Here is a 26714-nt window from a genome sequence, read left to right as displayed (position 1 = left end):
GAGGACAGAGGGTCCGGTTAACGTATCCCTCGATATAGGGAGTGCTTGAAAAGAGTGGGAAAATCCGCGAAAAAATGAATTTTAGTTAGGTTCCCATGATCTAACTTTTATAATTTTGCTAAGAACTAATCTTACTTAAAGAATATATTTCTCGAAATTAATCGATTGACTAACTTAAATTTGGAAATAAATTATTAATTAAATTTTTAATTCGGGAAGTATATGAAAAATCTACTTATCGCCCAGCTTCTCATACTTATCCTTTCGGCTCATTCTAAACTTGGTCTCTATGCGGATGGATGTTATATCTGCGGTTCAGGTTCTAATTCCAATTGTAGGGATTATTGCAGTTATTCGGGCTCGGATACTTCCGATAGTCGTAAAAAATGTGAGAGATCAGGCTGTAAGATCGGAGGAACGTCAAGTTGTCCTTCGGCCGCTAATTATAAAGTTTGTTCCGTTTCTATTTTCGAATCCCCTATCGATAAAAAAAGTCTACTTGCATCCCTTCTCGCTAAATAGCTTCTAATCCCGGGGAACTCACCCCGGGATTCTTTTCTTACTTTAAAGTATTTATAAAATCATTCAAATCGGAACTGATCTTAGGTGAACTTGCTTCGAATACCATAGGGGGATTCGTCCCCAATGTTGGGCTGAACATTCCGAGACATTCCAGACTCCCTATCCCGCATTCCTTAGGATTCGGAGAGATCCATAATGCCCTCCACACGGAATAATTATTATCGTATTCAAGTTCTTTGATCAAATTTAAATTTTTATCATATACTAAGACTTTAGTATTTGCAGAGTAAGCCTCGTATGAAGGCAGAAGACCTAAGGTCGCTACACTAAACAGACTTGAGAAGATCGTTACAAAATTTAGACCAACATTCCTTGATTTTTCAAAAACAGGATAATGTAATCCCATTATATAATAATCGTAGGGAAGATTTTTGAAAGAATACGTATAATTCTCACCAGTTTTCAAGATCTCTAAGAACTTTTCCAATTCTTTGATGCCTGTCGGCCCCGTTACCTCCAAGAAAGATTTTACGAATTTCGCAACCTTCTCCTGAGACAGGTCCTTTCTAATTCCATTCGGTTTATTCTCTCCTGGGATAGGAAAACTTCCTCCGATAGGTTCTTTGATGGTGCGGGAATATGGATCGGAAAGAGCCTCGAAGTCAACTGTCCCATCCGGATTCTTTAATTTTGTGGATTTGAACGTATTAAATCCTAAATACGCGATCCTGAACTTTTTAGTAGGTTGTTTTGTAGTAGTTCCTACATCGGCGCTTTGGGTTAGAGAGTATCTGGAAGCGCAGGAATTGGATAAAAATATAAAGAAGATAGAAAGGACAAGTAAACGCATTTGGAAACCCTAAACGAGTTTTAGGCAAGATTCCAGTAAAAAATGAACTTCGTTTTGCTATTAAATTCTCAAACTTCTTTTTTAGAAGGGATCAATGCCAAAGTAAAGCAACATAGAGCGATCACTAAAGTGACCGGAGTGAACACAGTCGTTTCGGTAGAATTCAATGAGAATATATTTCCTAGAGTATTCAAGGAAAAGACGGCAAACATGATCCAAATTGCGACCCGAACGATCCGCGCCGGAATAGGGAGTTTGATATACTTGGAATCAAGCGCAATCACTATCAAAAAGAAAAAATTTAGAAGGATGGAAATTGATTCGAATACGATCATCTGCTCCCATGTTTCTAACCTTCCTCCCCAAACTATCGAAAAAGGTACCGCACCCGATATGATAATCGTATGAAAAATAATAGAACAGGAAAAGAATAGAAGGAGTAAACCTGCAGCGAATTTTCTGATCAGTATCTTATTATTCATGGGATCTTCTCTTTCTTTTCATATTGCAAAAAAAAAATCCCCCAACGAATCAAATTCGGAGGGGGCTTTGTGAATTTTGAAACGGATAAAAGAACGTTCTTCTTTTACTTTTTCAGCTCAGGTGCCAGATCTGCCAGAGGAACCTTGTCTTTTGGAAGGTTCTTGTAGATATCATATTCGAATCCATCTGCAGATCTTCCTTTTGAATCAGGTCCTGCATTAGGATCGTTTTTATAATTGTATCTGTCTCTGTCCTCTCTGTTCAAGAAAGGTTTATAATCGGAACGATATCCCCATTTAAAAACGGAATCGTCAGGATTCTGAGCGACTACCAAACAAGCCGGGTCTACCCAACCTTCGTTTTTCTCGGTCTTGATGCGGACCAATTTTTTCGCGATGTAGTAATGGTTTCTGTAATCATACACCTTTACCACAGTTCCAACAGGAAGGAATTCTACAGGAACAGGATTAGACTGGTCGTCGGAAAGAATCCCAACTTTAGGGTCCAATTTATCTTTTTCTAATGTAGGGCAATTAATATTCCCTACGACTTGAGCGGTATTGGAGCAAGCTCCCAAAGCGAGAGCTGCAATTCCGAGGATCGTAATATTTAATGCTAATTTTTTCATGATCCTTTTCCTTATTGGTGATGGTGTAAAGCTTCTTCCAATCTCGGATCTCCCACAGGGATCAAAGGAGCTTTTTCCAATCTTTTCAGAACTACCAGACCGAATAATCCGATCACTCCTACTACGGATCCCAACGATACAAGGTATCCTCCAAAGGAGAAGTCCACGAAATTAGCAGGATAAACCAGCCAGAAAATTTCAGTAGCTTGTGTGAAGATGACCCAAAGAGAAACTTTCATTAAGAAATCGATATCTCTTTTGTTCGGACGATTCAATAAGAGCATAAAAGGAACTGCAAACTTGATTGCAGGCAATGCTAAAGTCAGATATTCCCATCCGCCAGTCAGCCTTTGCTCATAAAAGAAAGTTTCTTCCGGAATGGAAGCATACCAGATCAACATGAACTGAGAGAAACCAACATACGCCCAGAATACTGTGAAACCGAGTATGAATTTTCCTAAGTCATGGATATGGTTTTCGTTCACCAAGTTTCCTAAAAATCCTCTCTTCTTTAGGTAATACGCCATGATCACGAAAGAAGAAAGTCCTGCCTGATACGCTCCTGCAAAGCAGTAAACTCCGAACATGGTGGAGAACCAGTGCGGGGTAAGAGACATTACCAACATGATGGAAACTAAAGAGAAGGAAAGTGCGAAGAATATGATATATCCTCCGGCTAACTTTGCATTGAACTGAGTGTGTTTAACGTCTTTGTCAGTATCTTGCGAAACGGATCTCTTGTAGAAAAGATATCCGAATGTAGACCAAGCGGCTCCTAAAACAACCACCATCACGGAGAAAAATCCGATGTTCAAGAGTGGTTTTTTGTGTTTAAGTAGTTTGTCGGCTTCTACCGCTTCTGCGTGAGTCCACTCGTATAGATCATGAGCCCCCGCGATCAGGATAAGAAGAAGGACCGCCGCAACAGGGACGAATAATCCGTAAGTTTCGGAAATTCTGCGAAGAGTTACAGGCCAATGAGCGCCAGTAATATGTGCCAAAGAGGTAAAGAAGATCCCTGCAAGTGTAATTCCTAAGATAAAGAATACACCTACTAAGTATGCGGACCAAGCCGGATTGGAATGACCGCCTTCATGACGAAGTTCCGGATGCCCAAGACCGAAAGCCGCAAGACCAATGCTTGCTAATCCTATTAAGATCATTCCTACCAGAGCGTTTCTGGTTTTGGAATCCAACTTAAAGTTGATTAAGTTTTGTTCTACTTTAACTTCCATTATTTACCAGCCGTTCTGTTGTCGTATTCTTGTAATTTACGAACATATAATATGATTTTCCAACGATCCTCGGAAGGAACTTGAGAAGCATAACTTTTCATAGCTCCTTTTCCTTCGGTGATGATATGGTAGATCTGTCCATCGGAATAACCTTTAGCGGTTGCAGATGTTAATGCAGCCATCGGGCTTCCGTCAGATTGAGCCATATTCAAACGTGGAGCAGGACCTACTACGGTTCCGTTTCCTTGTCCTCTAACACCGTGGCAAGGGCTACAATACGTTTGGTATTTGATCTCCCCTTTTTGAAGAGTAGCCAGATCTCCTTTGATCGGATTTGCAAGTCCTTTGTTCGGAAGAGCGTCCAAGCTTTGAGTCCAACCAGCATACTCGTAAGGGAAATATCCCTGAGGAACTGCCCCTGCAGGAGGAAGACGTAAGGAAGTATTGTTCGGAAAATTAGAGTCCGCTTCCTGAGCTTCTCTTGCTGGAGAATCTGCCATATCAGGCATGTACTCCATAGGAGGAGTCTTAGACTCGCAGTTCCAAAGTATCAAACCTGCGAGAGAAAGAGCAAAAATTCTTTGCAGTGAAATCATCAAAATTCTCCTATTTCACCGTCTCGACATGTTTAGAGCCGAGGCCTTTGATAAAGTCGGTCACTGAACCTTCTGAATAATTCGCTGAGTTGGAAGGGATCCAAAGTGCAAATTTGTCGGTAGTGATATCCGGATGTAAAACCTTACGACCGGTTCTTGGAAGTTTAGCCAGGAAGAACAAAGCTGCAGCTGTGGAAAGCCCAGCCATGAACACTGTAAACTCGAATGTGATTGGAATATAAGCAAACCAAGCGTTGAAACTTTTTCCGGAAATATTGATCGGCCAGTCGTATTTATGAGTTAAATACTGCATTCCAAAGCCGACTGTGCATCCAAAAATTCCCATGAAAAAAGTCACCCAAGGAAGTCCGGATCGAGGAAGACCCATTGCGTCATCCAGTCCGTGTACAGGATACGGAGTAAAACAATCGAAGTTGGTGTAACCCTTCTCCTTTGTTTTTTGAGCCGCATCTATGATCTGAGCAGGAGTATCGAATAATCCGAAAACTCCATGCTCTGTTTCTTCGAAAGTATGAAACTGTTCTTTCTTAGGAGTATACATTAATGATGACCTCCATCTTTATGAGGCATTACTGTTTTCACTTCCGCGATCGCAATTACAGGAAGTAATCTACAGAAGAGAAGGAACATAGTGAAGAAGATACCGAAGGTTCCGAGTAACATCATGAAGTCGTAAACCGTTGGAATGTATTTATCCCAACTGGAAGGTAGGAAGTCGGCGTGTAATGTCATTACGATCACGAAACGTTCGAACCACATACCGATGTTTACGATGATGGAAACGATGAACATCACAGGGATGCTGTTTCTAAGTTTTTTAGACCAGAATACCTGAGGAGCGAACACGTTACAGCTGAACATGATGAAGTATGCCCATCCGTAAGGTCCGAATGCTCTGTTCACGAAGGTAAATCCTTCGTATTCGTTTCCGGAATACCAAGCCATGAAGAACTCAGTGGAGTAAGCAAGACCCACGATCAAACCGGTAACCATGATCACCTTGTTCATGTTTTCCAAGTGTTTCATGGTGATATAATCTTTCAGTTGGAAGACTTCCCTTGCGATTACCATTAAAGTAACCACCATCGCAAATCCGGAGAAGATCGCACCGGCAACGAAGTAAGGAGGGAAGATCGTAGTGTGCCATCCAGGAACGATGGAAACCGCGAAGTCGAAGGATACGATCGTGTGCACCGAAAGAACCAGAGGTGTGGACAATGCCGCGAGGATCATCGCAACAGTCTCTAAGTGAGACCATGCTTTATTGGATCCGACCCATCCGAAGGAAAGAATATCATAAACTTTTCTACGAAGAGGTGTAGTAGCCCTGTCTCTTACAGCTGCGATATCAGGGATCAAACCGATATACCAGAAAACAAGAGAGATACTCAAGTAAGTCGAAACCGCGAAAGTATCCCAGATCAGAGGAGATCTGAAGTTCACCCAAAGAGGTCCTCTTTCGTTTGGATAAGGGAATAACCAAAATCCCATCCAAGGACGTCCGATATGGATAATCAATGTGGATGCAGCAGTTAATACCGCAAAGATGGTCATCGCTTCTGCGGCACGGTTAATACCGGTTCTCCACTCTTGGCGGAACAAATAAAGAACCGCGGAGATCAGAGTTCCTGCGTGACCGATACCGATCCAGAATACGAAGTTTACGATGAAAAATCCCCAACCTACAGGATTGTTGATCCCGAGGATGTAAAGACCTTCGTATACCAAGTATCCGATGATACCTAAATCGATTACGGTAATGGTAAGAGCCAGAATGAAAGCCTTCCACCACAGAGAAGTGGGGAAAGCTTCGACCGGCTTGAGGATATCCTCGGTAACGTCACGGACGGACTTGCCGCCAGTGACTAAGGGTTGGATATCCAGGGCTTCTTTGATTGCGTTAGGTATAGACATAGCGCTTTAATTACTCCGGATTAAGCTCTTACCCTGGTCAGATAAGCGACCGCGGGACCGACATTTAAATACTCAAGAACTCTGAAAGATCTAGGATCCGCACTGAGTTTGGATACCGTAGAAGTTTTATCGTTCGTGTTTCCGAAACTGATGGCATCAGCCGCACAACTTTGTTGGCAGGCAGTCTTCAGTTCTCCGTCTTTCAAAGTACGACCTTCGTTCTTGGCCTGGATCTTTTTCTCCGCGATACGAGAAGAACAGAAGTTACATTTTTCCATAACCCCTCTTCCACGAACCGTAACATCCGGATTGAGTCCGAGATATCTAGGAGTTCTGGATCCTTTTTCGGCTCCAGTCTCGTTATACCAGTGTTGAGCCCAGTTATAACGACGAACTTTGTAAGGGCAGTTGTTAGAGCAGTAACGAGTTCCAACGCAACGGTTATAAACCATATCGTTGATCCCTTCAGAACTATGAACAGTCGCCATAACAGGGCAAACAGTCTCACAAGGAGCGTTATCACACTGTTGGCAAAGCATAGGCTGGTGAGCGATCTGTAGATCTTCCGGTTTTTCAGGGTCACCGATATAGTAGCGGTCGATACGAAGCCAATGCATCTCGCGACCCACTCTAACTTCGTCTCTTCCTACTACCGGAATATTATTCTCTACTTGGCAAGAGATGACGCAAGAACCGCAACCGGTACAAGCAGTCAAATCGATAGCCATACCCCATTTGTAACCAGGGTATTCATGAACCGGGTTTGCTCCGGTTGCGTAGACCATCTTACCGTCTTTTTTAATTTTAGGAATTTCGGACTCTTTCACTCCGGAAGCTGGATTCTTTTTCCATTCTTCCAAAGAAGTAGATTGGACCAGAGGACGATCTTCGTATCCGAAACCTGGAGATAAAACGTGGTGGTGCTGGGTGCAAGCAAGCTTGTAAGTTTTACCTGTCTTCTCGAGAGAAGTAACGGAAATTCCGGAGAATACTCCATCTTCCGCCAGAACATACGCGTTTTTACCTACTTCGTTTCCTACTTTACCTGCTGCTGTTCTACCGTAACCAACCGCGATCCCGATCGTATCCTTGTGCATTCCAGGCTGGACCTGAGCAGGAAGTTCGATAGAACCTTTGGTAGTTTTAACGGAAACCACATCGTTGGATTGGATCCCTTTTTCTTTTGCAAGTCCTGGTGAAAGGATTACATAGTTGTCCCAAGTAACCTTGGTAACAGGATCAGGAAGTTCTTGTAATAGAGAGTTATTCGCCGCTCTACCATCTCCGATGGAGCTTGTCTCATAAAGAGCCAGACGGATCCCGGCAGGATAACTTGCAGGCTTTTTAAGCGCAGCCTTATTGAAGCCGCGAGTAGCGCTTGCAGTTTTTCTGCGGTCCTTAGCTCTTACAGTAGTTCCAACTCTGAGAAGATCTTCCCATTTCTGTTTGGAACCCAGTTTTTTGGTCCAAGAGTTCTTTACGTATTCGTAAAATGATTTTTCTCCACCTAAAGATCCGCCTGCGAAAGCGATCAAGCTGTCCTCGAAAGAACGAGTGTTGAATAGAGGACGGATCGCAGGTTGCTGGATGGAGAATATACCCTTAGTTCCTTCCGAATCTCCCCAAGACTCTAAGAAATGAGTAGTGGAAGCTAGATAGTTGGAAGCAAGTGCAGTCTCATCCGCTCTGTCTGCAATACTTACGGTCAAAGCCGCTCTATGAAGAAGGTCCTTCCAAGAATCGCCAGCTTGGTAAACCAAGTTGGTATCGTAGAGGAATAGAACTCCTACTTTAGTTTGTTTTAATGCTTCAGTAAGTTTGTTTAAGTTACCGGAATAATCCGCTAAACCTTCTTTTTTAGGAGAAGCGTAATCAACAGTCTTACCATCGTTGTCTAAGGTAGAGTTTAAGAAGTTCACAAGGATCTGTAGATCCACGGCTTCTTTGGTAGAAGCAGAAAGACCGCCCGCAACTACGAGTGATCTGCCTTTGTTCGACCAAAGAGCTTTTGCCGTTTTGCGGATACCCTCTGCAGTTACTCCGAGTTCGCTCGCGAGACTTTCTACAGTAGAAGTTCCGGTAACATCCTTAGTGTTTGCTCCTAATTCTCCGAGACCCGCAGCGATTGCAAGAGCCAGTTTAGACTGGTCCCCAGGACGAATCGGAAGTCTAAGATCCGCATTGGATCCGGACATAGTAGGAATGGATTCGGCAGCGATGAAATAGTTAAGATCTTTTGCTCCGTCTCTCAGGTTTCTGCGTTTCGCAAAATCCTTTTGGTGTTCCTCAGGAGACAACCATCCACCCATAAAGTCGCAATCGATGGACAAAATAGTGTTCGCCAATTCGAAATTATAGTTAGGAACGAGTGCCTTTCCGTAAGAAGCAGCCTGAGCTTTGGAGATCGCATCTTCCGGAGAAGTGATCGAGATCTCTAAATGTTGTCCTCCACCTACCGCTTTTAAGAAGTCAGCGATGATCGCTTTGGTGGAAGGAGAATCAAGAGGTCTCGTTACGATTACAGTGTTACCTTTGTTCTTAGAAAGAGCTTCCTGAACTTTGGAATCCAAAGCGGACCATTGGATGTTTTCCACTTTTCCGCCGGAAATAGCTGCCGGACCTTGTGCTCTGTCTGGATCATATAGATCAAAGATAGCAGCTTGACCGGAAGCTCCAAGAGCACCTTGAGAAACAGGGTGATCATCGTTTCCTTCTAATTTTAGAGGACGGCCGTCTTTAGATCTTACTAAATAACCGGTTCCATTGAATGCGGTAGCGTAGTAATAAGCTTGTCCGTGTTTTACGAAATCGAAATTACCTTCGTCGGTTTTTAGATCCACATAAGGAACGATTTTTTCGACAGGCTTACGAACGCAGTTTAAGGAAGTCATAGCGACTCCCGCACCCATCAATTTAAGGAAGGTCTTACGATCGAACTCCCCTGACTTGATCCTTGCGATGACTGGATCCGGAGAAGTGAAAAATTCAGAGCGCGCCAGATCCTTCGTTTCTTTTTCGTTATCTTTCAGTTCGAGGGAGAGCCAGTGAGCTTTCTTTTCTTTCTGGAAATTCTTTTTATCCATCTGTTATGCTATCTCCTGATTATCTGTGACAGGTGGAACAGTCGGTAGGAGCGTTGTTCTCCCGGTGGCAATTGATGCAGTATCCCATATTCAGGGATGCTACCTGCTTGACCTTGACCATTTCAGCTACATTGCCGTGGCATTGCGAACAATCCACGCCTCTTGAGATATGGCGAGAGTGATTGAACTGAACATGATCCGGAAGGTCGTGGATTTTCACCCACTCGATCGGTTTCTTGTTCGAGTAACTTTCGCTCAAAAATTTTATATCTGGGCTGTTCTTTGCAACAAGCGAGTGACAGTTCATACAAGTGGAAGTATTCGGAACCGTTGCGTGCGCGCTTGTTTCTACACCAGTGTGACAATAACGACAATCTATCTTATTATCACCTGCGTGAATCTTGTGGTTAAAAGGTATAGGCTGATCCGGAGAGTAGCCTACATATTTGGAGGGAGAAAAAATCAGGTAAGCCACTGCTGCAATAGCAATAAGCGGAACCGAAAGTTTCAAAGCTTTCTTATTCATTCGTGAGAAGTCCCGTGGGTTCCAAAATAAGGTTTGGGAACAAGGATTTTGGCTTCGGTTAAAATTGCAAGTAAACGCGTAAAAACGCGATTGGTTTGGCGATTTCTTGCATTTTTATATGAGACTTAGTATCAATTAAATGGATAAGATTCTTACTTAATAAGCTCTATTTTAGAAGATCAAAGACCTTGAATACAAAACCTAAGTTTATGATGGATATGATCAGAACGATCGTTCTTAACTCTAAGAAAATTTATGGATTTTACTTTCTTACTTCATTAAAATATGAATTCAAAAATCTAATTTGGAAAGAATGATGCACCGCCCACTGATCCTATTTCTGGGAATTCCCTTCGCTTTCCTAATAACAATCTCCACTATTGCGAAAGGTCCTATAAAAAAACTCAAAGTAACAAGCTTCAATTCCTACTTTTTATATGATGAGATAGGAGACTCGCATAAATTCCCCAAAGATAGAAAACATAGAACGGAAGAAGATTTTAATAAGATCAAAAAGATAATCTTATTAAATCATCCGGACATAATCGGATTCCAAGAGATAGAGAACGAAACCGCACTTCATCATATTATAATAAATGAATATGACTGCACAGCAACCATTACTCCAGGTTACTCTCAAGAATTAGGTCTTTGTTGGAAGAAAGAGTTAGGCAAGCCGAATATCAGCGAATTGGAGCAACTTTCTATTCGTCCAGGACTCAGAAAAGGGCTACTTGCGGAGTTTACAATTGATGGCGGGAAAATTTCCGTGCTTGTTGTTCATTTAAAAGCAGGCCATTCTCCTAAAGACAAGAAGGAAAGAAAGGAGCAGTTACTTGCACTGAAGGACATACTCCCCTCTCTCGGAAAATTCGTTCTATTAGGCGATTTTAACGAGGTCCTGGAAAGAAGAGTAGATCTTTTGAAAATCCTGCAAAGAAACCTTAAGCTTAAAGTAGCAAACTACAAACAAAAGTCTGATTGTTGGCAGCACCATGATGGATTCATAGATTATCTGATCACGAATATGGATTGGCAACAAGGAAGTTTTGTCCAAACCAAGTTTGAATCAGATGATGGAAATTTTGACGGGAACCCAAGTGCAGAAAAAGGCCTTTCCGATCATTGTCCTATAAGTGCCTATTTACTTTTAGAGAGATAGAGGATTGTAATACAAGATTTAAAAAATATCCAACATCCTGCACCGGAGATATATACAGGACGTTAGATAAGATAGAGGTGCCAATGTCGTTGCATTTTTATTTTACCAAAACAGTCTTAAACCCAGAGGATTATATTCCTTTAAATATCTATCTTTCGTAATGAACACAAATTTGAAACTTACTGCCTGCCAGACCAGAAATCGGTCAAATGGATCCGTATGTTTTCCAGTCGGCAGCTTAAAATAATTCGCAAATATTTCAGGAGAATCTTCTATAAATTCGAATCCAGCTTCTCGTATCTTTCTAGGCAATTGTTCAGGAGTAATCCCCTGCAAATCTATCTTTCTTAAAGAAAATTTCAGGGAAATTTCCCACAAAGAAATGCTGCTAATAAAGATCCGATTCCTATGATTTAGAATTTCTGACTCTACTTTATAGGATAAATTCTCCGGCTGAAATAAAACCCATAAGATCGCATGTGTATCTAATAGATAATTCACAGATTCAGAAATTCCTCCTCTGTCATTTTGAAATCATCGGAGATCTTAAAGGAGGCTTTTCCTTTTAAGATGCCCAGTTTTCTCTTTTTAGGTTTTCCAACTTTATTAGCCGGAATTTGGTTTTTCGTTTTAGGTTTTTCTTGTTCAAAACCTACCAAAGGAAATTGATATTTGAGTCCTGTTTCTGTCGTTTTCATGACCCAAGGATGTTTTCGATTTTTTTCTTCGTCAACCAGAATGATCTCAATTCATATTCTGTTAGCGGAATATTGGTTCCAAGTTCGCGTTACACTCATATTTGGTAGCTAACGCGAACTCGAGATGTCTTACGCATACAGCGGAATCAAAGTTCTCGTTTCAAAACTTCTATATCAGAGTTCAATTCTTGGATAGAAGATCTCATCTTTCCATTGTAAATTCCACGCAATCTAAGTTGTGAATCTAAAAGATAGACATGATCGGAATGAAGGAAATCGTTTTCGGTGAGTTTCTTTTTGGCGTTCTCCTTAGGGATCGCCGTATCCGCATTGAAAGAATCTCTTGCTAACGCATAGATTTCTTTTTGGTTTCCTGTGAGAAGTTTCCATTTTTCATAACGGATCTTTCGTTTAGATCCGTAGTCTTTTAGGACTTGAGGAGAATCCAGATCAGGTGTGGCGGAGAATGACAAAATTTGGATGTTTGGATCGGCCTCAAATTCCTTTTGGACCAAGCTCAAATTGTTTGTAATAGTCGGACAAATCCCTGCACATTTAGTAAAGAAGAAGGAAACCACGGTAATTTTTCCCTTACAATGGCCTTCCGAGATATTCTGATTTTCCTGATCCTTCATTATAAATTTGGAAATTTCTCGCGGCTTAGAAGATTTATTTTCCCAAACGGGTTGTAAATCCTTTCCAAAATACAGAGGAAGTTTATCTTTTTGAGGCAGAGAGAAGTCTGTGATCTCTTCTGAATATTCTTCTTTCGGATCTTTAGAACAAGCGACTAAAAGTGAGGCTAAGACTAAACTACAGAATAATATTTTAGAATAGGATCGTATTCCCATTTTCGTCTCCTCGGACCTGGCTGCATAATTTTCCGCCGGTCATTCCATACGCTCGTCCATTGTGGATCACAAAATTCATATAGATCTGACCGTTCTCTCTCCACATCTTCTTTCCGATCACTTTTCCTTGATCGAATTTTGCATAAGAATACAATGAGCCGGAATTTCTCCATTCCCATTGGGCCCCATGGAACTGGCCTTCTGAATATTCATTATGAAATCGTTTTTTTCCGTCGGGAAACCAACCTAGATGAGTGCCTACTTTCTTCCCCGCAGAAAATTCTCTTTCAGCCAAAATCTGACCGTTAGAATACACATCTTTTTCCATCCCATCAGGCAAACCGTTCTTATAGGACGTCACCCGAAAGACTCCCAATTCTTCTATCTTTGATTCCAAAAGTCCGTGGAACTTTTCTCCTCTATAAAAAACAACCCTTCCGTTTCGAGTGATAGAAGGATCGTTACTTGCGACCCGAGTAGGATCGCAGGCGACTAGGAGAAAACAAATCGAAAGTAAATAGAACTTCAATCTGACCTCTGATTAGTCTACGGAACCTGGAGTTCCTTTGAAGTAACTTCCGATAATGTATCCGTTATATCCAGTATTGTTCTCTACATGATAACAATAAGTTCCATCCGGGAATTCTGTAGGAGTGCAGGAAGTCGTGTGAGTGGTAGAATCCAATGTAGGATAAGAACCTGATTGATTTTTCTTTCCGTAAATCGGGAAACCATCCAGCATAAGTCCTACCATATTACCATCGTCGTTTGTGATTTTATAAGGTTCCGTATGATAATGGTATTTTCCAGTATTTTGAGGGTGGCCTTGGGATTGATCCATAGTGTAATATTCAGTGGAAAAAGAATCTCCTGGAGCTGCTTGGTTATTGAAGATCACAACGCCAAGTGTAGTAATTCCGATTGAATCCGTTCCCGCATTGGATTGAGAACAATCAGTAACAGTAGGAGTGGTCGGAATGGTCATAGTAATATTCTGGGACAGAATGGTATTCGGATTCGTATGGAAGCCGCCTGCAGTGTCCATCGCTTCATTATAGCCGGAAGCCACTGAATAATACGCACTTTTATGAGGAGGCTTATCATTTGTAGTAATCACATAATTGGAGCCAACTACCGTTACTGTAACGCAGTGAAAGTTGGTTTTCATCCAACAAGGTGCCTCTGCAGCAATACTAGTTACGCAAGTAGGTCCTCCAAAGCCAAGATCATCCGTCGCATTGTTGATAGCGCCTGGACAGGAAGTATTGTCCGTAAGAGTCGTAGACATTGTGGTGGTGGTCGTAGGTGTACATTGAGAAGCGGATAATAAAACCGCAGCGGAAGAAAGATCAGTTCCTCCGGAGCTGTCGCAGTTCCAAATAAAGGCCGCAACAGCTATCAATAGAATAGATCGTAAACGAAGCATAACTACTCCAAACTTGTTAGTTAGGTATAATCTACGAAATCTTTCGGATGAATTCGACCGTCCCAATCGGCTCGAACCATATTTTTAGGACTTTAGGCGGAACTCACTTTGGAAATTTCTTCCAGATATTGGGTTGGTGTTTTTCCTGTGACTTTTTTAAAAGAAGTATTAAAAGTAGACTTAGAATTAAAACCATACTCAAGGGCTAATCTCAAAAAATTCGGGCGCTCCTCTGAAATACTCTTCAAAGCAAAGATGATATCTTTAATCCTATACTCGTTTACAAAATTATAGAAATTTGTTTCCAAAGTTTCGCTTAATATCTGAGTTATATAGAACCTTGGAACTTCCGTATTTTCAGAAAGTAGATCGATGGAAAATTCTGAATCTTTGTAAGGTTTTTCGGACTCCATATAATTTCGGATCTTAGAAAGATATTCTGGGATCATATCTTCTCTCAGTCCGGACTTTTCGTATTTTTTGCGTTCTTCTTCCACTTCCTCTTCTTCATTTAAAGTTTTTTCTTTAAACGCATGTAATTCCCTATGAGTATAAACTACAGTTTGTCTTACACCGAACCAGCAAAAGAAAACGGAAAATGCCAATACTGCTCCTCCCCTGACTAATCTAGGCTCGTAGGTCTCGGGAGAGAGATCCGTGAATAGTAAACCTTCCAACAAAAAATGAACGCCTGTAGATATTACGAATAATATCAAACTCCAATACATCCATCGTAAATCCTTAATGCTATCTATATTAGAAAAGTGATTTACAATATTCTTCTTATGTTTGTTCAGAAGTAGGAATATCCAAACGGAATACACCAACATAGATGTGACTAATAAGCCCCCGTTGGGATGAAATCCTTTACTCGGTCTATGCCAATCGTGAGGATCAAACTCGTCTTCAGGAGGTCGAAGAAAGAATAATCTGTATATAAATATACATAACAATACGGCAAACGGAACAAAATGAAAAAGGTCTGTCTTTCTAAAACTTTTGCCTTCCGTAGTTAAATTTCGAATATAAAGTAATAATAATGGGCCAAAGGTATAAGGAAAAAGGATCGTGAAATCCAGAAACTCAGGTCCCCATTCGAATCTATGTACGAACAAATGTCCCAGATGAGGAGCCGCAAGAAAGATAGTAAATACGGAATAAATAGAATCGAAAGAGTATCTAGGTCTTTTGGTGAAGATCAGAAATGCGGAAAAGATGCAAATCGTGACGGATATGATCGGGATCGTAGGAACCATCATGATTATATTTGACCCGGGAAATCTCCCGGTTTGGTTCTCCATCTTCTATGTACCCAAAAATATTGCTCCGGATACAGTTTCACTTCTTCTTCCAAAGCTTTTGTCCAAACCTCAGTGTAATGGCGGATGGCAGCTTCCCTATCCGAGAATGCGGCCTTGTCTACGAACCCAAGATCCTTGACCCGGACCATGACCTTACCTTTTTCACCACATAAAACCGAATAGAGTAACATTTTAGCCCCGGTTAAGTACGCCATTAAAGCGGGACCTTGGTACGTGGAAGCTTTTCTATTGAAGAAGTCCACAAAGATCCCCACCTTGCCCGCGTTCTGATCGGAACCGAATCCGACCCAGTAACCTTGTTTTAACATCTTAGTGACTTGGCTAGATTCTTCTGTGGATACTAATCTGATCCCATTCTTACTTCTCAATTTATAGATAAGCTTATCCACGAAAGGATTTCTTACTTTTTTATAGATCCCTCCTCCTTTCATTCTAATTCCCATGAACTGAACAAGAATTTCCCAAGTACCAAAATGTCCAGAGATCAGAACAACCCCCACTCCTTCTTGTATCGTTTTTTGTTCGATTGCCAAAGACTCAGCATCGTAAACCAGATACTTATCCATCCATTTACGATTTAAACGAGGAGCAAATAAGGTACCGGCAAGAAGGTCACCTATATGAAGAAAACTTTTCCATACGAGTTGTTTCTTCTTTTCTTCCGAATAATCCGGGAACGCATAAGAAATATTATCATAAGCGATCTTACGATGTTTTTTAGCGAGCGGGTAAAGAAGACATACTAAAAATCTTCCGTAAATTAAACAGGCTCTATAAGGAAGAATTCTGAACGGCAAATAAAATAAGTATAAAAAGAAATAGGGAATTATATAGCGAACCAAAGTAGATCCAATTCTTGTTTTTCGAACATAAGGATTCGGTCCAGTTTGTTTGACAAGCAAAAGAAAGCTTTGGTATAAATGTGCTTCAACACAAATGTTTTATATATTCCACAGAACGAACATCAGTTCATTTGATATAATAGTTCAAATAATATCTGCGTTCCCATTTTTAAATTTTCCAGACTGATACTCTCATTCTTACCGTGAAGCATCGTGAGTTCTTTTTCGTTAAGAAGAACCGGGATCAACCCGTAACATTCCATACCTATCTGACGAAAATATGCATTATCCGTTTTACCGGGTGAAATAAATGGAGTAGCTATACTTCCGGGAATTTTGCGAGTTGAAACAGAAGCAAGCCTCTGGAATAAAAGCGAATCCAGAGTAGAAATATCCGAAGGCACAGTTGCGGCTGGCTCCACTTCCACTTCGTATTTTACCGCGATCTTTTGGATCTCTTTTAGATATTCCAAAGGATCAAATCCTGGAAGGAGTCTCACATCCAATTTCGCCTCGGATAAGGAAGAAAGTACATTATGACCTTTGCCTTCATCCGTTTTCAGACCGGAAATCGCCTTAGTATTTCGGGTGATCGCGCTAAGCTGCCTGCTCGCACGGATTGGCCCATACAATAATCTTCTCAAAATCGGAATATTTGAATTTTTTAATATGAATGATTTAGGAAAAGAACTGATACTTCCCAACTGATAGAAAAATCCTTGTGTCTCCTTGGAGATACGAATGTCCGTATCATATTCCAAAACTTCCGTTAAAAATCCCAGAAGCCTAAGACTAGGGTAATTTTGGCTGGGAGTGCTACCATGTCCTTGCTCTCCTTTTGCCCTTACATTCAACCAAAGATTTCCTTTTTCCGCGTATTGTATATTAAAGATAGTACTTCCGGGGATCGCAACATCCTTGGTCCCGAAACTTCCTTCGTTCAACATGTATCCGTAACCTTTGAATAATTCAGGGTGATCCTTTAATAAGAATCTGGCGCCTCTTTCGCTTCCGGATTCTTCGTCAGCCATGCTTAAGAACATTATTTTTCTTTTAAGTGGAATTGCGGATCTTTTCAGTTCCAAAAAGGAAACAATCTGCATTGCAATGAGGCCTTTACAATCCAGGGCGCCTCTTCCGTGAATTCTTCCTTCTTTGACGATGCCGGAAAATGGATCTTCTGTCCATTCTTTAGGATCCGCTTCGACCACATCCAAATGGTTTCCTAAAATTAAACCTTTTTCCGAACTCGGTGTATCAGGCTCTAACTCGGCAATCAAATTCACTCTTTCTTGGAATCCAGGCTCGTAGATGAATTTAGTTTTAATGCCTTCTTTTTCGAAAATGGATCTGATATATTCTGCGGCTTGTTTTTCATTCCCTCTTACCGATTTGATCCGGATCAGATCGGTAAGAATTTTAACTGCTTCTGCTTCTCTTTTATCCCAAGGCAGGATATGATTTTCTTCCTTTAAAGGAATGTTTTTAATAGGGGAAGTAATACATTGAAACAGGAATAAGATCGCACAGAGGAACAAGGAACGGGAAAAATCCATTCGTCATTTCTAAAAGAAGAATGGTCAAAAGTCGAGAAATACTTATGGATTTTTGCGCAGAGGCCACAGAGAGCACTGAGATTCATGTTTAAAAGAACCAACGATTTTATACGAACTTAATGACTCCGTGAGCTCTGTGTGAAAAAAAAGAATTACAAAAAGAAGGGAAAAGTAGCCCCAGGAGGACCCTGGGACCAAAACCAAACCAGGCTCATAACAAAGCCTACTTAAGAATTCGGTGTATTTATAAAATTTCCCTTATACTTTTTTTCTTAGATTTAGAAAAAAAGAATTATTTAGAATTCTCTGTTGTGGTCTCCTTTCCCGGCTTAAAACGGATCTTACCTAGATAAACCTTAGTAGTCAAAGAATCTCTCTTTGACTTTAAGAAGAAACCGAATTCAGGAGTAGCCACCTTATAACTTTCATATTCGGCAAAAATATCCAGATCCACTCGATTTGAAGTGAACTCGTCGAAATGAGGCAGATATTTTTCAGAGATGAGTATCATTCTTTCTCCGTCCTTCTGAAGAGCCTCAAAAAGAACTTCCGGATCGAATAAGGTGCGAGTTATACGTTTAGAGTAAAACGCATAAGATCTTTTAGAAGCAGGAACCCCGAACATTAGAAACTTTTCTTTTCCGGGCTCCGCCTCTTGTATAATCTCCCCCACTTCTTTGGAAGGTTGGTAAGAAACAAGCAATGGATATGCATATAAACTCACCAAAGTAAAGAAGAAGGAAACGGATACCACCAAAGTCCCAAGCACTGCGTTGATTTTGAAATACAGTAGAACGATCGCCGCAATTCCTAGATAAACAGCCACCCAAACATAATAGGAAACCGGAACATCTAAGACCAAGATCGGAAATAAGATCCCTGCAAATACGAACCCTAAGCTAGTTAGGTAAACTAAAATTTTACCAATAAAAGAAAGTGAGCCTTCCGGACCTTCGATCAGCTTAAGTAAAAATCCGGAACCTACTATCGCTCCCGCTGGAAGACACCAGTAAATATATTGAGGCAATTGGTATTTGGAAAAACTGATCAAAAACAAAAATAAGAATAGCCAGAACGCAGGAACAAAGTCCTTTTCCTTCCATTCATTTTTTCGAATATTCAAAATTAAGTTTTTGCCCTTCTCCTTTACGAATCCGACTAAATTCGAAACTATCCAAGCCAAGAAAGGTAATATAAATATCCCGAATGCCCAAGAGAAATTGGAATAGAAGAATAGAGGATTGAACTTTTGGTCGTACATCTTAATATAAAAACGACCGAAGGATTGAACCCATAGGAAAAAATAAGGTCCGTAAGTATTGAACTCCAAATACAAAGGAATAGACCACAATAGTGGAGGAAGGATCGCCAAAATTCCCCCGGGAAAAAGTTTCATCCCCAGAAGTCTTTTCCAATCCCTTCTAAAAAGAATATCTCCGCCTATCCCAATCCCTGGAATTACAACTGCGATCGGCCCTTTTGTTATAAAGCCGAGTCCCATAGCAAGATACATCGCGTAATAATAAGCAGAATTCTTTTTGGTTCCTAAATAATAAAAAGCGAATACTAAAATGATATAAGGAGTTACATAAACATCTATCTTTGGATCCACCACCATCGCGTACAATCCGGGAGACAACGCGTACAAGAATACGGAAATCCAGGCACGCTTTATATTTCCTGAATACAGTTTGGTGATCGTGAACACTCCCCAAAGAGAGATCAAAGTCATAAGAATGGCAGGCAAACGAAACGCGTAATTATTCTGGCCGAAAAGTGTAAAAGAAGAGCTGATCTTCCAGAAAGTCAGGATCGGTTTGTCCAGGTATCTCCTACCGTTATCGCGGATAAAAAACCAATTCCCGCTATCCGTCATTTCCCTACCGATCTCAGCGTATTGGGAAGAATCAATATCGATCACATCCAGGGGAAAAGTAAGAAATAAGGGAAGCACAGCGACTACCAAAAGAAACCAGGTAGACCATTTCAAAAACGGAACGTTTTTCCTATCTTGAACGAAATTCATATTTTTATAATACTCCAAACTTAATAGAAAAACGAGGACATCAGTCCATGAGACCGGATTCCATAAGACAACGAGTAAATCCGGTACATGTTTTTTCGGACTCGTAACAAGGCATTGCGTATCCTTGTTCTCTCAAACATCCTGATTCACATTCGATCTGCATGAAACTTTTCTGGGACGCGTCCATTGGCCCCTTGGATGCAAATTGTTTCTCCACACAAGAGGTGAAAAACCCGCAGATCTCTTGGCATTTTTGTTGGTAGGGATCTTTACAATCGGTGAACCCGATCATAATAAAAGAAAATAAGAATAAGGTCGAAAAAAGAGACAGCCTCATTCCAGCTAAGATATTCGATACGGATCTAAGGTCAACTTTTTGCGGCGAGCATTCCGCAGGCCCCATTGATGTCTTTTCCAGGGGACCTTCTGTTCAAGATGGGAACTCCCGCCGGTTCCAAATGGCGCAAAAACTCATTTATTTCCTGATCTGTCGGCCTTCTCCAGCCGAAAAACTCGGTATTTAAAGGGATTACGTTTATTTTACAATCCAGTCTTCTTGCTATCTTTACCAATTTTTTGGCGTCTTCCGGACTCATATTCACGCCAGGGATCATTACATATTCGAATGTGATCCTGCGCTTTAGAACTTTAGTATATTCTAAGGCAGCATCCAAAAGTTCGGGAAGAGCAAACTTCTCTTCTATATCCATGATCTCTTTTCTTCCGTTGGGATCCGGATGATTGAGAGAGATAGCAAGATTATAAGGCTCTTTATTTTCAATAAATCTACGAATACCGTTCACTACCCCTGAAGTGGAGATAGTGATCCTTTTTGCACCCATTCCCAATGCTTCTTGGTCATGAAGAAGTTCCGCTGCACGCATTACATTAAAGTAATTATGCATGGGTTCGCCCATTCCCATAAACACTATGTTTGTAGCGCGATCGCCTACGATCTTTTCTACCTGGAGGATCTGGTCTATGATCTCTCCTGCCTTTAAATTTCCCATGTAGGGAAGTTTGGCAGTAGCGCAGAATTTACAATTTAAGGTGCAACCCACTTGGGAAGAAATACAGATCGTTTTCCTTCCACCGTCTCCTGAAGGGATCCAGACGGATTCGAATTCTTTCCCGCTTCCTGGGACGGATTCGAATGTGAATTTTTGGGTACCGTCTACAGATTTTAAATGTTTAGCAACGCTGATGGAGGAGAAGCTGAACTTCTCCTTTAATTTTTCCTTTAAGTCCTTGCCGATGGTGGAAAATTCTTCCCAAGACTCGTAACGATTCGCATATAATCCATTATAAATTTGTTTCGCTCTAAAAGGTTTTTCGCCCAACTCGGAAATAATCTGAGTGAGTTCCGCCAGAGTATGACCCTTGAGCGGGATCTTTCCGGTCCCATTCTCCAGGATTTCAGTATCGGGAATGGTTTCGTTCACTTGCAAGAATCCTTATATTGTTTTTCTGCGTTTGTGTATCCTAGATCCCAGGATTTTTTATAATCCTTACAAGACTCAGTCTTTCTTTTTAGGGCAGCATAACCCAATCCACGATTGAAATATGATATCGAATCGTCCGGCAAAATCCTCAAAACTTTGGAATAAGAATCCACACTTTCCTTATATTTGCCAGATGCATAATATGCGAATCCCAAAGCAAAAATCGCTCTCGGATATTCCGGCTCCAATTGTACAGCTTTTTTGGCGTCAGCCAAAGATTCTTTCGTTTTTTCTAATATACCTAGTTGGATCGCCCTTTCCGCAAATGCATACGACTTTATTAGGCCGGAATCGATGGCCTTGTTCAGGTCTCCTAAACCTTCTTCCTTTCTTTCCAAACCGAAACGACTTAAACCTCTATAATATAACGCGTCCAGATTCTTATCATCCAAAGAATACGCGGTATCAAAATCAGTTTCGGCCTCGGTGTATCTATTCAGATAATATTTACTTAAACCACGATTATAGAATGCGGAAGAATTTTTAGGATTCACTGCGAGATAACGATCATATTGGGAAATCGCATTTTCGTATTCCGCAGCATTATAAGAATCTAAACCTTGTTGAAAAAGTTCCTTCAACTCCTGGTCGGTAAGAGATTCCGGATCGGCATTACGATCTGCGGATTCTTTTTTCAATTGGTCCAGAAAAGAACCGATAGTGGCTGTGATCCAAAAAAAGGCCGCGTTTGGAGTTTCGGTTTTTACTTCCTGTTCTTCTGGCGTTGCAGTAGAACTTGTTTGTTCAGATTCGTTAGAAGAAACTGACCCATCCGGAAAAAAGATCTGGAGCCCAGCCAGAATCAAACCGACCACAAGAAAAATACCCAATACTCTCTGCATACGATTTGTATGACCGGATTTTAAAAGGAATACCAGCTTTTTTCCGGTCAGGAAACAGCCGAATCCGAATGTTCGGAAATAACTTTCCCATCTTCCAAGATCATTCTAATAAGCCGAGTCATCTCTACAGAATATTCCACATTTAAGTGTTTAGTCACACCTTCGCAGAAACCGTTGATGATCAGAAGTTTTGCATCATCTTCCGAAAGTCCTCTGGATTGAAGATAGAACAATTGGTCCTCGTCGATCCGAGAAACAGTCGCTTCATAGTTCAAGGTTCCATTCTGCCCGCTCACATCGTTATAAGGATAAGCGTGGGATTGAGAACGATCATCCATCATGAGACCGTCACATTTCACGTGGCTGTATGCGTTAGAAGAACCTGTCGTGAATTTTACAAGACCTCTGTATGAGTTGATCCCGCCGTCCAAAGAAACTCCTTTTGCAAGAATATTACTGCGGGTGTTTTTACCTACATGAATGATCCTTGCACCAGTATCTTGGATCTGACCGGAACCTGCAAACGCCAAGGATAAAATATCTCCAGTAGAATTATCTCCCTGTAATACGATACCTGGATACTTGATGGTGTTCGCACCTATATTCACATCCGTCCAGGTAATATGGGCCGCTTCATGACAAAGACCGCGCTTTACTGTCCAGTTGTACATATTCTTTTTCCAGTTTTGGATCGTAGTGTAGAATATTTTGGAATTCTTATGAGCGATCAGCTCCACCACTGCGGTATGGAAATTTGTTCCTTTGTCCTGTACGGAAGAACATCCTTCCGAATATTCCAACTCCGCTCCGTCTTCTGCGATTAGAAGTGTCCTTTCGTATTGGCCGGAAGAAGCAGCACTCACCTTGAAGTAAGCCTGTAAAGGCATTGGAGTTTTGACACCTTTCGGAACATAAGCGAAAGATCCTCCCGAAAAAACAGCGGAGTTCAATGCGGAGAATTTATTGTCCCCGATAGAAACGACAGTTCCGATATATTTGCGAACGATCTCAGGATACTCTCGTATCGCAGTGTCAATGTCGCAAAAAATAATCCCAAGATCTGTAAGTTCCTTTTTAACGTTAGCGTAAACAGTCTCGGAATCTTCCATGGCTTCGATCCCTGCCAGGTATTTTCTTTCGTGTTCGGGGATGCCAAGTCTTTCAAAACTTTTTAATACTTCAGGATCAACTTCGTCCCAGGATTTTTTCTTTTTATGATTTGCGCCTATATAATGTACATACTCGTCTATATCCACTTTGAAGTTGGGAAAAAATCCCCAACCGGGCATAGGTTTACTTTCAAAAACTTTGAATGCCTCAAGACGAAATTCAGTCAGCCATGCAGGCTCATTCTTAATATGGGAGATGGACTCCACCACTTTGCGTGTCAGTCCTTTGGGAAAATTATCCGCACGATAATATCTATCTTCGTCTGAAATGATCTCAAGTGCTTGTGCCATAATATTCTTCTCCCATATCTTAGACTTTATCCGGAAAAGATGCAACCCTTTCCGAAATGACTAAGTGCGAGTTTTGGCCGATTGAGGGCCATATAACCAGGTTGTAAGGAGTCAGGAGAGTGACCAGGAGAAATTAGATGGGAGAATCCGGCCCTAGGACCGGATTTCCGTGAGAATGGATTAGTTTACCGAAGAGAAATATTCTTTGGACTTTTCCGGATCCGCTTTCATGGTTTTCTTTCCTTCGTCCCAGTTTGCAGGACAAACTTCACCGTGTTTTTCCACGTATTGGAAAGCTTTCACCAAACGGATCGCTTCATCTATGTTTCTTCCTACAGGAAGATCGTTGATGGTAGACTGACGGATCACTCCGGCAGGATCGATCACGAAGGTTCCTCTTAGAGCGACTCCGCCTTCTAAAAGAACTCCGTAATCTCTTGCGATCGACTTGGTTATGTCAGCAATTAGAGGATACTTGATATCACCCAATCCGCCTTGTTTACGAGGAGTGTTCTTCCAAGCAAGGTGAGTAAAAGCGCTGTCAACGGAAACTCCCAGAACTTCCGCTCCGATTTTTTTGAATTCGTCTAGTTTTGCATCGTACTCGATGATTTCAGTAGGACAAACGAAAGTGAAGTCGAGGGGCCAGAAGAATAGAACAACCCACTTTCCTTTATAGTCGGAAAGTTTGATTTCCTTGATTTGCTGGCCGATTACGGCTTCTGCTTTAAAGTCCGGTGCGAGTGAAGTAACTTGAGGCATTTTGCTCTCTCCTATTTAGAATCATTCTAAATTTAGACAGCCAGGATGGAAAGCAGTTTTTCTTTTTTAGGAAATTCCGGGATTTTTTTCTAAACCGCTTTTTCTGTCAGAATTTCAGATACGACAGGTTCACTCGGAGACGCGGAGAACAATATGGTGCGCAGAGACGCCGAATCACAGCGAGGAGTCAGGACTCAGAGTTCCTACCTTACGAAAACCCTCTGCGACTTAGCGGCTCTGCGTGATACCCTGCGTGACTTTGTGACTCTGTGTGAGAAAACCTCTGTGTCTCTCTCTAAACTCTACGACTCACCCTTTAGCCATTAGGTATTTCTCCATGAACTCAGTGATGTCCTTGATGTTACGGTTAATCATCTTTCTGAGTTCAGGAGGGATGTTCTGGGATTTGATCACACGATAATAATTTAGAGCGTTCTTCAACATTTTGCGGCGAGCGAATTCCTGAGCCTTGATCAGCATTGGCTTATACTTATAATATGAGTATTCCATAATACTGTAATTCTTGGAAAGTTTGAAAGAATGAGGTATCTTCCCGAAATCATAGGTCAAGGTCAAGAAGGGAGCATCATCCACTTCCGGAGGTTTTAACTCCAGAATACCATGGATCATTTTAGGCTCTTCTTCTCCGCCTCCGCTTGGACCTTCCGGTCTATCTTGGTCTAGAGGTTCTAGACCTCCATCCAGTACTTCTATCTCCGGAGCTTCTTCCGCATTCGGAATAGGAGAAGGTGCAGCTCCGGCCGGAGCTCCTGGCCCTGCTAGCGGAGGAATTTCAGGTTTGTATTCTTCCTGCTTAGTTTCATCCACAGGATCAGGAAGATCTATTTTAGGTAATTCTACTGGACCTGGAGCGGCGGCAGCTTCTCCGCTTGGAGTCGGTGCGGGTGCTTGCGGAGTTCCTTCTGGCTCTCCTCTCAACACTTTATCTTCCGGATCAGGTAAACGAATCGGAACTAAATCTATCTGAGGAAGAACAGGTGCCGCATAACCTGGGATCTGATCGGAAAGAGGATATTCAGGTTTAGGCCAATCCTGAGGTAAAGGTTCCTCTAATGCTTGCTCTTCTCTTTCTTGGCGCTTTTCTTCCGCCTTCTTCTTGAGATAATCGTCTCTCTCTTGGAAAAGATCCTCTTTCCTTCTGTCGTCTTCCCCTCTTCTGTCCTTGCGGGAACCTTCTCCTCCTCTTCTTTCTCCTTGGGAGCGACGATCTTCTCCAGTCCTTCTATCTACGAGAGGAAGATCCTTAAACTTATCCCATTCATCCGTGAAAAAAGTATCTTCAGGAAGATCCATCTCATTCGGATCAAGATGTCCTTGGTCTTTCGGTTTGGGGGAAGGTTCAGAAGGAGCAAAATCTTCCGGACTTACAGGACCTGGCCCATCGTTTGAAGGGGAACCACCCGGACCAGGAGGAAATCCTCCTGGAGGTGAAGGAACACCTGCACTATAAGAAATAGGAGCGCCCGGTGGTGGTGGGGGTATTGGCCCGGAAGAAGGAGCATAAGAAATAATTTGATAAGAAACTGGTCCTGGTGGAAGTTCTGCAGGAAGTTTAGGCGCCTCTGTTCCGGGAGGAGCCTGGATCTGAATCGGATTTGAGAATCCTTGGGACATACTGTTCCCAAGAGCTTGGCTGATCTCTTTGATAGCCTTGACCAAGTCTCCCATCGGAATGGGAGGCCCTGTATAATTCGGATCATCTGGAGTATAAGTCTCTTCTTCAGGAGGAGAGTTGATATGATCCTCTATCGCTTGGATATTATTATCAATTTTTTCATTAATATCCGAATCGGGGATCCTAGCGTTAGTTCTCTTTAAGATCTCCAACGCACCTAAGAAATTTTCCTTATCTACTAACGCTTCCGAATGTAAAAGAGGTCTTCTATGATGCGCATAACGGGAGTTATTCCGAATGATATCGTCGGTTGCATGAGGAAGTTGTAATTTATCCTTCTTCTTTAATCCGGGATAGTTAGGAGTTTCTCCGCCGGGAGAAGGAGGACTCCATTCTTCCTTAGGCTTTTCTGCTGTTGGTTGCCCGCCGCCTTTTTGCGGCTGTGAAGAAGATGGAGAAGGAGCAGAAGAACTAGGAGGTTCTTGGTCTCCTACGTTGACTAGTTTTCCTCGATCAGCTGGAGCAGGAGTTCCTGCACCTCCTCCACCCGACCCTGGACCGCCGCTTCCACCGGAACGCCCACCACCAGGAGAAGGCGCAGAACTTCCGGAAGATCTATTCGGATCTCTGAATAAAGTGTACGCTCCTGCTCCTGCAGAAAGAAGTCCCAATAATAAAAGAAGTGCAGTCATTTAAAAGATTCTTACCTATTATTTTCGACAGAGTATTACATCGTTCTTAAACAGCAATCAGTAGCTTTTTCGGATTGAC

At 41.7% G+C, this 26714-nt stretch carries 26 protein-coding genes; 2 read left to right on the top strand and 24 right to left on the bottom strand.

What is annotated here, in order from left to right:
* Window positions 1-222: 222 nt before the first annotated feature.
* Entirely contained in the window at window positions 223-522 is a 300-nt protein-coding gene (locus tag LEP1GSC185_RS07770; protein ID WP_008594264.1) for a hypothetical protein, read from the top strand.
* Window positions 523-559: 37 nt separating this feature from the next.
* Here the strand turns inward: LEP1GSC185_RS07770 and LEP1GSC185_RS07765 are convergent, their stop codons facing one another.
* The 9 genes from LEP1GSC185_RS07765 to LEP1GSC185_RS07725 all read right to left on the bottom strand — a co-directional run bounded on the left by LEP1GSC185_RS07765 (window position 560) and on the right by LEP1GSC185_RS07725 (window position 9858).
* Window positions 560-1372 (bottom strand): Lp29 family lipoprotein, encoded by an 813-nt coding sequence (locus LEP1GSC185_RS07765; protein ID WP_008595874.1) that lies wholly within the window; start codon window positions 1370-1372, stop codon window positions 560-562.
* 68 nt (window positions 1373-1440) lie between these two features.
* The gene (locus tag LEP1GSC185_RS07760) at window positions 1441-1854 is read right to left on the bottom strand and encodes a hypothetical protein (RefSeq protein ID WP_008594695.1); all 414 of its coding nucleotides are present in this window, start codon (window positions 1852-1854) and stop codon (window positions 1441-1443) included.
* A gap of 104 nt (window positions 1855-1958) precedes the next feature.
* Window positions 1959-2483, bottom strand: coding sequence for an Lsa16 family lipoprotein adhesin (locus LEP1GSC185_RS07755; protein ID WP_008595052.1), 525 nt, complete (start codon window positions 2481-2483; stop codon window positions 1959-1961).
* Window positions 2484-2494: 11 nt separating this feature from the next.
* A complete protein-coding gene (locus tag LEP1GSC185_RS07750; protein WP_008594684.1) occupies window positions 2495-3718 on the bottom strand; it encodes a membrane protein in 1224 nt (407 codons plus the stop codon).
* The gene (locus LEP1GSC185_RS07745) at window positions 3718-4314 is read right to left on the bottom strand and encodes a c-type cytochrome (RefSeq protein WP_008595553.1); all 597 of its coding nucleotides are present in this window, start codon (window positions 4312-4314) and stop codon (window positions 3718-3720) included. Before LEP1GSC185_RS07745 ends, LEP1GSC185_RS07750 begins: the two co-directional genes overlap by 1 nt.
* A 10-nt stretch (window positions 4315-4324) precedes the next feature.
* Window positions 4325-4876 (bottom strand): DUF3341 domain-containing protein, encoded by a 552-nt coding sequence (locus LEP1GSC185_RS07740; protein WP_008594153.1) that lies wholly within the window; start codon window positions 4874-4876, stop codon window positions 4325-4327.
* Entirely contained in the window at window positions 4876-6243 is a 1368-nt protein-coding gene (nrfD, locus tag LEP1GSC185_RS07735; protein ID WP_024863936.1) for an NrfD/PsrC family molybdoenzyme membrane anchor subunit, read from the bottom strand. The genes LEP1GSC185_RS07740 and nrfD overlap by 1 nt, the downstream gene beginning before the upstream one ends.
* A 26-nt stretch (window positions 6244-6269) precedes the next feature.
* Window positions 6270-9332 carry a TAT-variant-translocated molybdopterin oxidoreductase gene (locus LEP1GSC185_RS07730; protein ID WP_008595295.1) on the bottom strand — a complete coding sequence of 1021 codons (3063 nt, stop codon included), beginning with the start codon at window positions 9330-9332 and terminating at the stop codon, window positions 6270-6272.
* 19 nt (window positions 9333-9351) lie between these two features.
* Entirely contained in the window at window positions 9352-9858 is a 507-nt protein-coding gene (locus LEP1GSC185_RS07725; RefSeq protein ID WP_008594443.1) for a cytochrome c3 family protein, read from the bottom strand.
* A 313-nt stretch (window positions 9859-10171) separates the two neighbouring features.
* Here LEP1GSC185_RS07725 and LEP1GSC185_RS07720 point away from each other — a divergent pair, with 313 nt between their 5' ends.
* Window positions 10172-11020, top strand: a complete 849-nt coding sequence (locus tag LEP1GSC185_RS07720; RefSeq protein WP_232298501.1) for an endonuclease/exonuclease/phosphatase family protein — start codon at window positions 10172-10174, stop codon at window positions 11018-11020.
* Window positions 11021-11122: 102 nt separating this feature from the next.
* Here the strand turns inward: LEP1GSC185_RS07720 and LEP1GSC185_RS07715 are convergent, their stop codons facing one another.
* The 15 genes from LEP1GSC185_RS07715 to LEP1GSC185_RS07645 all read right to left on the bottom strand — a co-directional run bounded on the left by LEP1GSC185_RS07715 (window position 11123) and on the right by LEP1GSC185_RS07645 (window position 26635).
* Window positions 11123-11521, bottom strand: a complete 399-nt coding sequence (locus LEP1GSC185_RS07715) for a type II toxin-antitoxin system VapC family toxin (RefSeq protein ID WP_008595786.1) — start codon at window positions 11519-11521, stop codon at window positions 11123-11125.
* Window positions 11518-11718 (bottom strand): hypothetical protein, encoded by a 201-nt coding sequence (locus LEP1GSC185_RS07710; RefSeq protein ID WP_008595321.1) that lies wholly within the window; start codon window positions 11716-11718, stop codon window positions 11518-11520. The genes LEP1GSC185_RS07715 and LEP1GSC185_RS07710 overlap by 4 nt, the downstream gene beginning before the upstream one ends.
* 146 nt (window positions 11719-11864) lie before the next feature.
* Entirely contained in the window at window positions 11865-12569 is a 705-nt protein-coding gene (locus tag LEP1GSC185_RS07705) for an SCO family protein (protein WP_008594187.1), read from the bottom strand.
* A complete protein-coding gene (locus LEP1GSC185_RS07700; RefSeq protein ID WP_008595050.1) occupies window positions 12547-13098 on the bottom strand; it encodes a toxin-antitoxin system YwqK family antitoxin in 552 nt (183 codons plus the stop codon). The genes LEP1GSC185_RS07705 and LEP1GSC185_RS07700 overlap by 23 nt, the downstream gene beginning before the upstream one ends.
* Before the next feature lie 12 nt (window positions 13099-13110).
* Window positions 13111-13995: a YHYH protein gene (locus LEP1GSC185_RS07695; protein WP_008594575.1), complete on the bottom strand. Its 885-nt coding sequence runs from the start codon at window positions 13993-13995 to the stop codon at window positions 13111-13113.
* Window positions 13996-14087: 92 nt separating this feature from the next.
* Window positions 14088-15254 carry a helix-turn-helix domain-containing protein gene (locus LEP1GSC185_RS07690; protein ID WP_010514056.1) on the bottom strand — a complete coding sequence of 389 codons (1167 nt, stop codon included), beginning with the start codon at window positions 15252-15254 and terminating at the stop codon, window positions 14088-14090.
* 2 nt (window positions 15255-15256) lie between these two features.
* On the bottom strand, window positions 15257-16159 hold the full coding sequence (locus LEP1GSC185_RS07685; protein WP_008594309.1) for a lysophospholipid acyltransferase family protein: 903 nt from the start codon (window positions 16157-16159) through the stop codon (window positions 15257-15259).
* Window positions 16160-16281: 122 nt separating this feature from the next.
* Entirely contained in the window at window positions 16282-17715 is a 1434-nt protein-coding gene (locus LEP1GSC185_RS07680; RefSeq protein WP_008594317.1) for a M20/M25/M40 family metallo-hydrolase, read from the bottom strand.
* 292 nt (window positions 17716-18007) lie between these two features.
* Window positions 18008-19741: an ArnT family glycosyltransferase gene (locus tag LEP1GSC185_RS07675; RefSeq protein ID WP_008595398.1), complete on the bottom strand. Its 1734-nt coding sequence runs from the start codon at window positions 19739-19741 to the stop codon at window positions 18008-18010.
* A gap of 40 nt (window positions 19742-19781) precedes the next feature.
* Entirely contained in the window at window positions 19782-20078 is a 297-nt protein-coding gene (locus LEP1GSC185_RS07670) for a Cys-rich protein (RefSeq protein ID WP_008595313.1), read from the bottom strand.
* A gap of 31 nt (window positions 20079-20109) precedes the next feature.
* Window positions 20110-21183: a dual-specificity RNA methyltransferase RlmN gene (rlmN, locus tag LEP1GSC185_RS07665; protein ID WP_008593681.1), complete on the bottom strand. Its 1074-nt coding sequence runs from the start codon at window positions 21181-21183 to the stop codon at window positions 20110-20112.
* Complete coding sequence (locus LEP1GSC185_RS07660; protein ID WP_008594610.1) at window positions 21180-22085, bottom strand: tetratricopeptide repeat protein; 906 nt, start codon at window positions 22083-22085, stop codon at window positions 21180-21182. The genes rlmN and LEP1GSC185_RS07660 overlap by 4 nt, the downstream gene beginning before the upstream one ends.
* Before the next feature lie 47 nt (window positions 22086-22132).
* Window positions 22133-23545 (bottom strand): Fe-S cluster assembly protein SufB, encoded by a 1413-nt coding sequence (sufB, locus tag LEP1GSC185_RS07655; protein ID WP_008595733.1) that lies wholly within the window; start codon window positions 23543-23545, stop codon window positions 22133-22135.
* Window positions 23546-23725: 180 nt separating this feature from the next.
* Window positions 23726-24307, bottom strand: a complete 582-nt coding sequence (locus tag LEP1GSC185_RS07650; protein WP_008594180.1) for a peroxiredoxin — start codon at window positions 24305-24307, stop codon at window positions 23726-23728.
* Window positions 24308-24616: 309 nt separating this feature from the next.
* Window positions 24617-26635, bottom strand: coding sequence for a hypothetical protein (locus LEP1GSC185_RS07645; protein WP_008595608.1), 2019 nt, complete (start codon window positions 26633-26635; stop codon window positions 24617-24619).
* Window positions 26636-26714: the final 79 nt, after the last annotated feature.

Origin of the sequence: Leptospira licerasiae serovar Varillal str. VAR 010, assembly GCF_000244755.1 — a bacterium.
In the GTDB taxonomy this organism is placed as follows: Bacteria; Spirochaetota; Leptospiria; order Leptospirales; family Leptospiraceae; genus Leptospira_B; species Leptospira_B licerasiae.
This window is presented reverse-complemented; position numbering and strand designations above follow the sequence as displayed.

Coding starts and splice junctions, on each gene's coding strand:
- LEP1GSC185_RS07765 (WP_008595874.1), bottom strand. CDS start 1,372: ATGCGTTTACTTGTCCTTTCTATCTTCTTTATATTTTTATCCAATTCC.
- LEP1GSC185_RS07675 (WP_008595398.1), bottom strand. CDS start 19,741: ATGAATTTCGTTCAAGATAGGAAAAACGTTCCGTTTTTGAAATGGTCT.
- LEP1GSC185_RS07720 (WP_232298501.1), top strand. CDS start 10,172: ATGATGCACCGCCCACTGATCCTATTTCTGGGAATTCCCTTCGCTTTC.
- LEP1GSC185_RS07680 (WP_008594317.1), bottom strand. CDS start 17,715: ATGGATTTTTCCCGTTCCTTGTTCCTCTGTGCGATCTTATTCCTGTTT.
- LEP1GSC185_RS07770 (WP_008594264.1), top strand. CDS start 223: ATGAAAAATCTACTTATCGCCCAGCTTCTCATACTTATCCTTTCGGCT.
- LEP1GSC185_RS07690 (WP_010514056.1), bottom strand. CDS start 15,254: ATGATGGTTCCTACGATCCCGATCATATCCGTCACGATTTGCATCTTT.
- LEP1GSC185_RS07660 (WP_008594610.1), bottom strand. CDS start 22,085: ATGCAGAGAGTATTGGGTATTTTTCTTGTGGTCGGTTTGATTCTGGCT.
- LEP1GSC185_RS07750 (WP_008594684.1), bottom strand. CDS start 3,718: ATGGAAGTTAAAGTAGAACAAAACTTAATCAACTTTAAGTTGGATTCC.
- LEP1GSC185_RS07645 (WP_008595608.1), bottom strand. CDS start 26,635: ATGACTGCACTTCTTTTATTATTGGGACTTCTTTCTGCAGGAGCAGGA.
- LEP1GSC185_RS07650 (WP_008594180.1), bottom strand. CDS start 24,307: ATGCCTCAAGTTACTTCACTCGCACCGGACTTTAAAGCAGAAGCCGTA.
- LEP1GSC185_RS07745 (WP_008595553.1), bottom strand. CDS start 4,314: ATGATTTCACTGCAAAGAATTTTTGCTCTTTCTCTCGCAGGTTTGATA.
- LEP1GSC185_RS07670 (WP_008595313.1), bottom strand. CDS start 20,078: ATGAGGCTGTCTCTTTTTTCGACCTTATTCTTATTTTCTTTTATTATG.
- LEP1GSC185_RS07760 (WP_008594695.1), bottom strand. CDS start 1,854: ATGAATAATAAGATACTGATCAGAAAATTCGCTGCAGGTTTACTCCTT.
- sufB (WP_008595733.1), bottom strand. CDS start 23,545: ATGGCACAAGCACTTGAGATCATTTCAGACGAAGATAGATATTATCGT.
- LEP1GSC185_RS07730 (WP_008595295.1), bottom strand. CDS start 9,332: ATGGATAAAAAGAATTTCCAGAAAGAAAAGAAAGCTCACTGGCTCTCC.
- LEP1GSC185_RS07705 (WP_008594187.1), bottom strand. CDS start 12,569: ATGGGAATACGATCCTATTCTAAAATATTATTCTGTAGTTTAGTCTTA.
- LEP1GSC185_RS07695 (WP_008594575.1), bottom strand. CDS start 13,995: ATGCTTCGTTTACGATCTATTCTATTGATAGCTGTTGCGGCCTTTATT.
- LEP1GSC185_RS07740 (WP_008594153.1), bottom strand. CDS start 4,876: ATGTATACTCCTAAGAAAGAACAGTTTCATACTTTCGAAGAAACAGAG.
- LEP1GSC185_RS07710 (WP_008595321.1), bottom strand. CDS start 11,718: ATGAAAACGACAGAAACAGGACTCAAATATCAATTTCCTTTGGTAGGT.
- LEP1GSC185_RS07755 (WP_008595052.1), bottom strand. CDS start 2,483: ATGAAAAAATTAGCATTAAATATTACGATCCTCGGAATTGCAGCTCTC.
- LEP1GSC185_RS07725 (WP_008594443.1), bottom strand. CDS start 9,858: ATGAATAAGAAAGCTTTGAAACTTTCGGTTCCGCTTATTGCTATTGCA.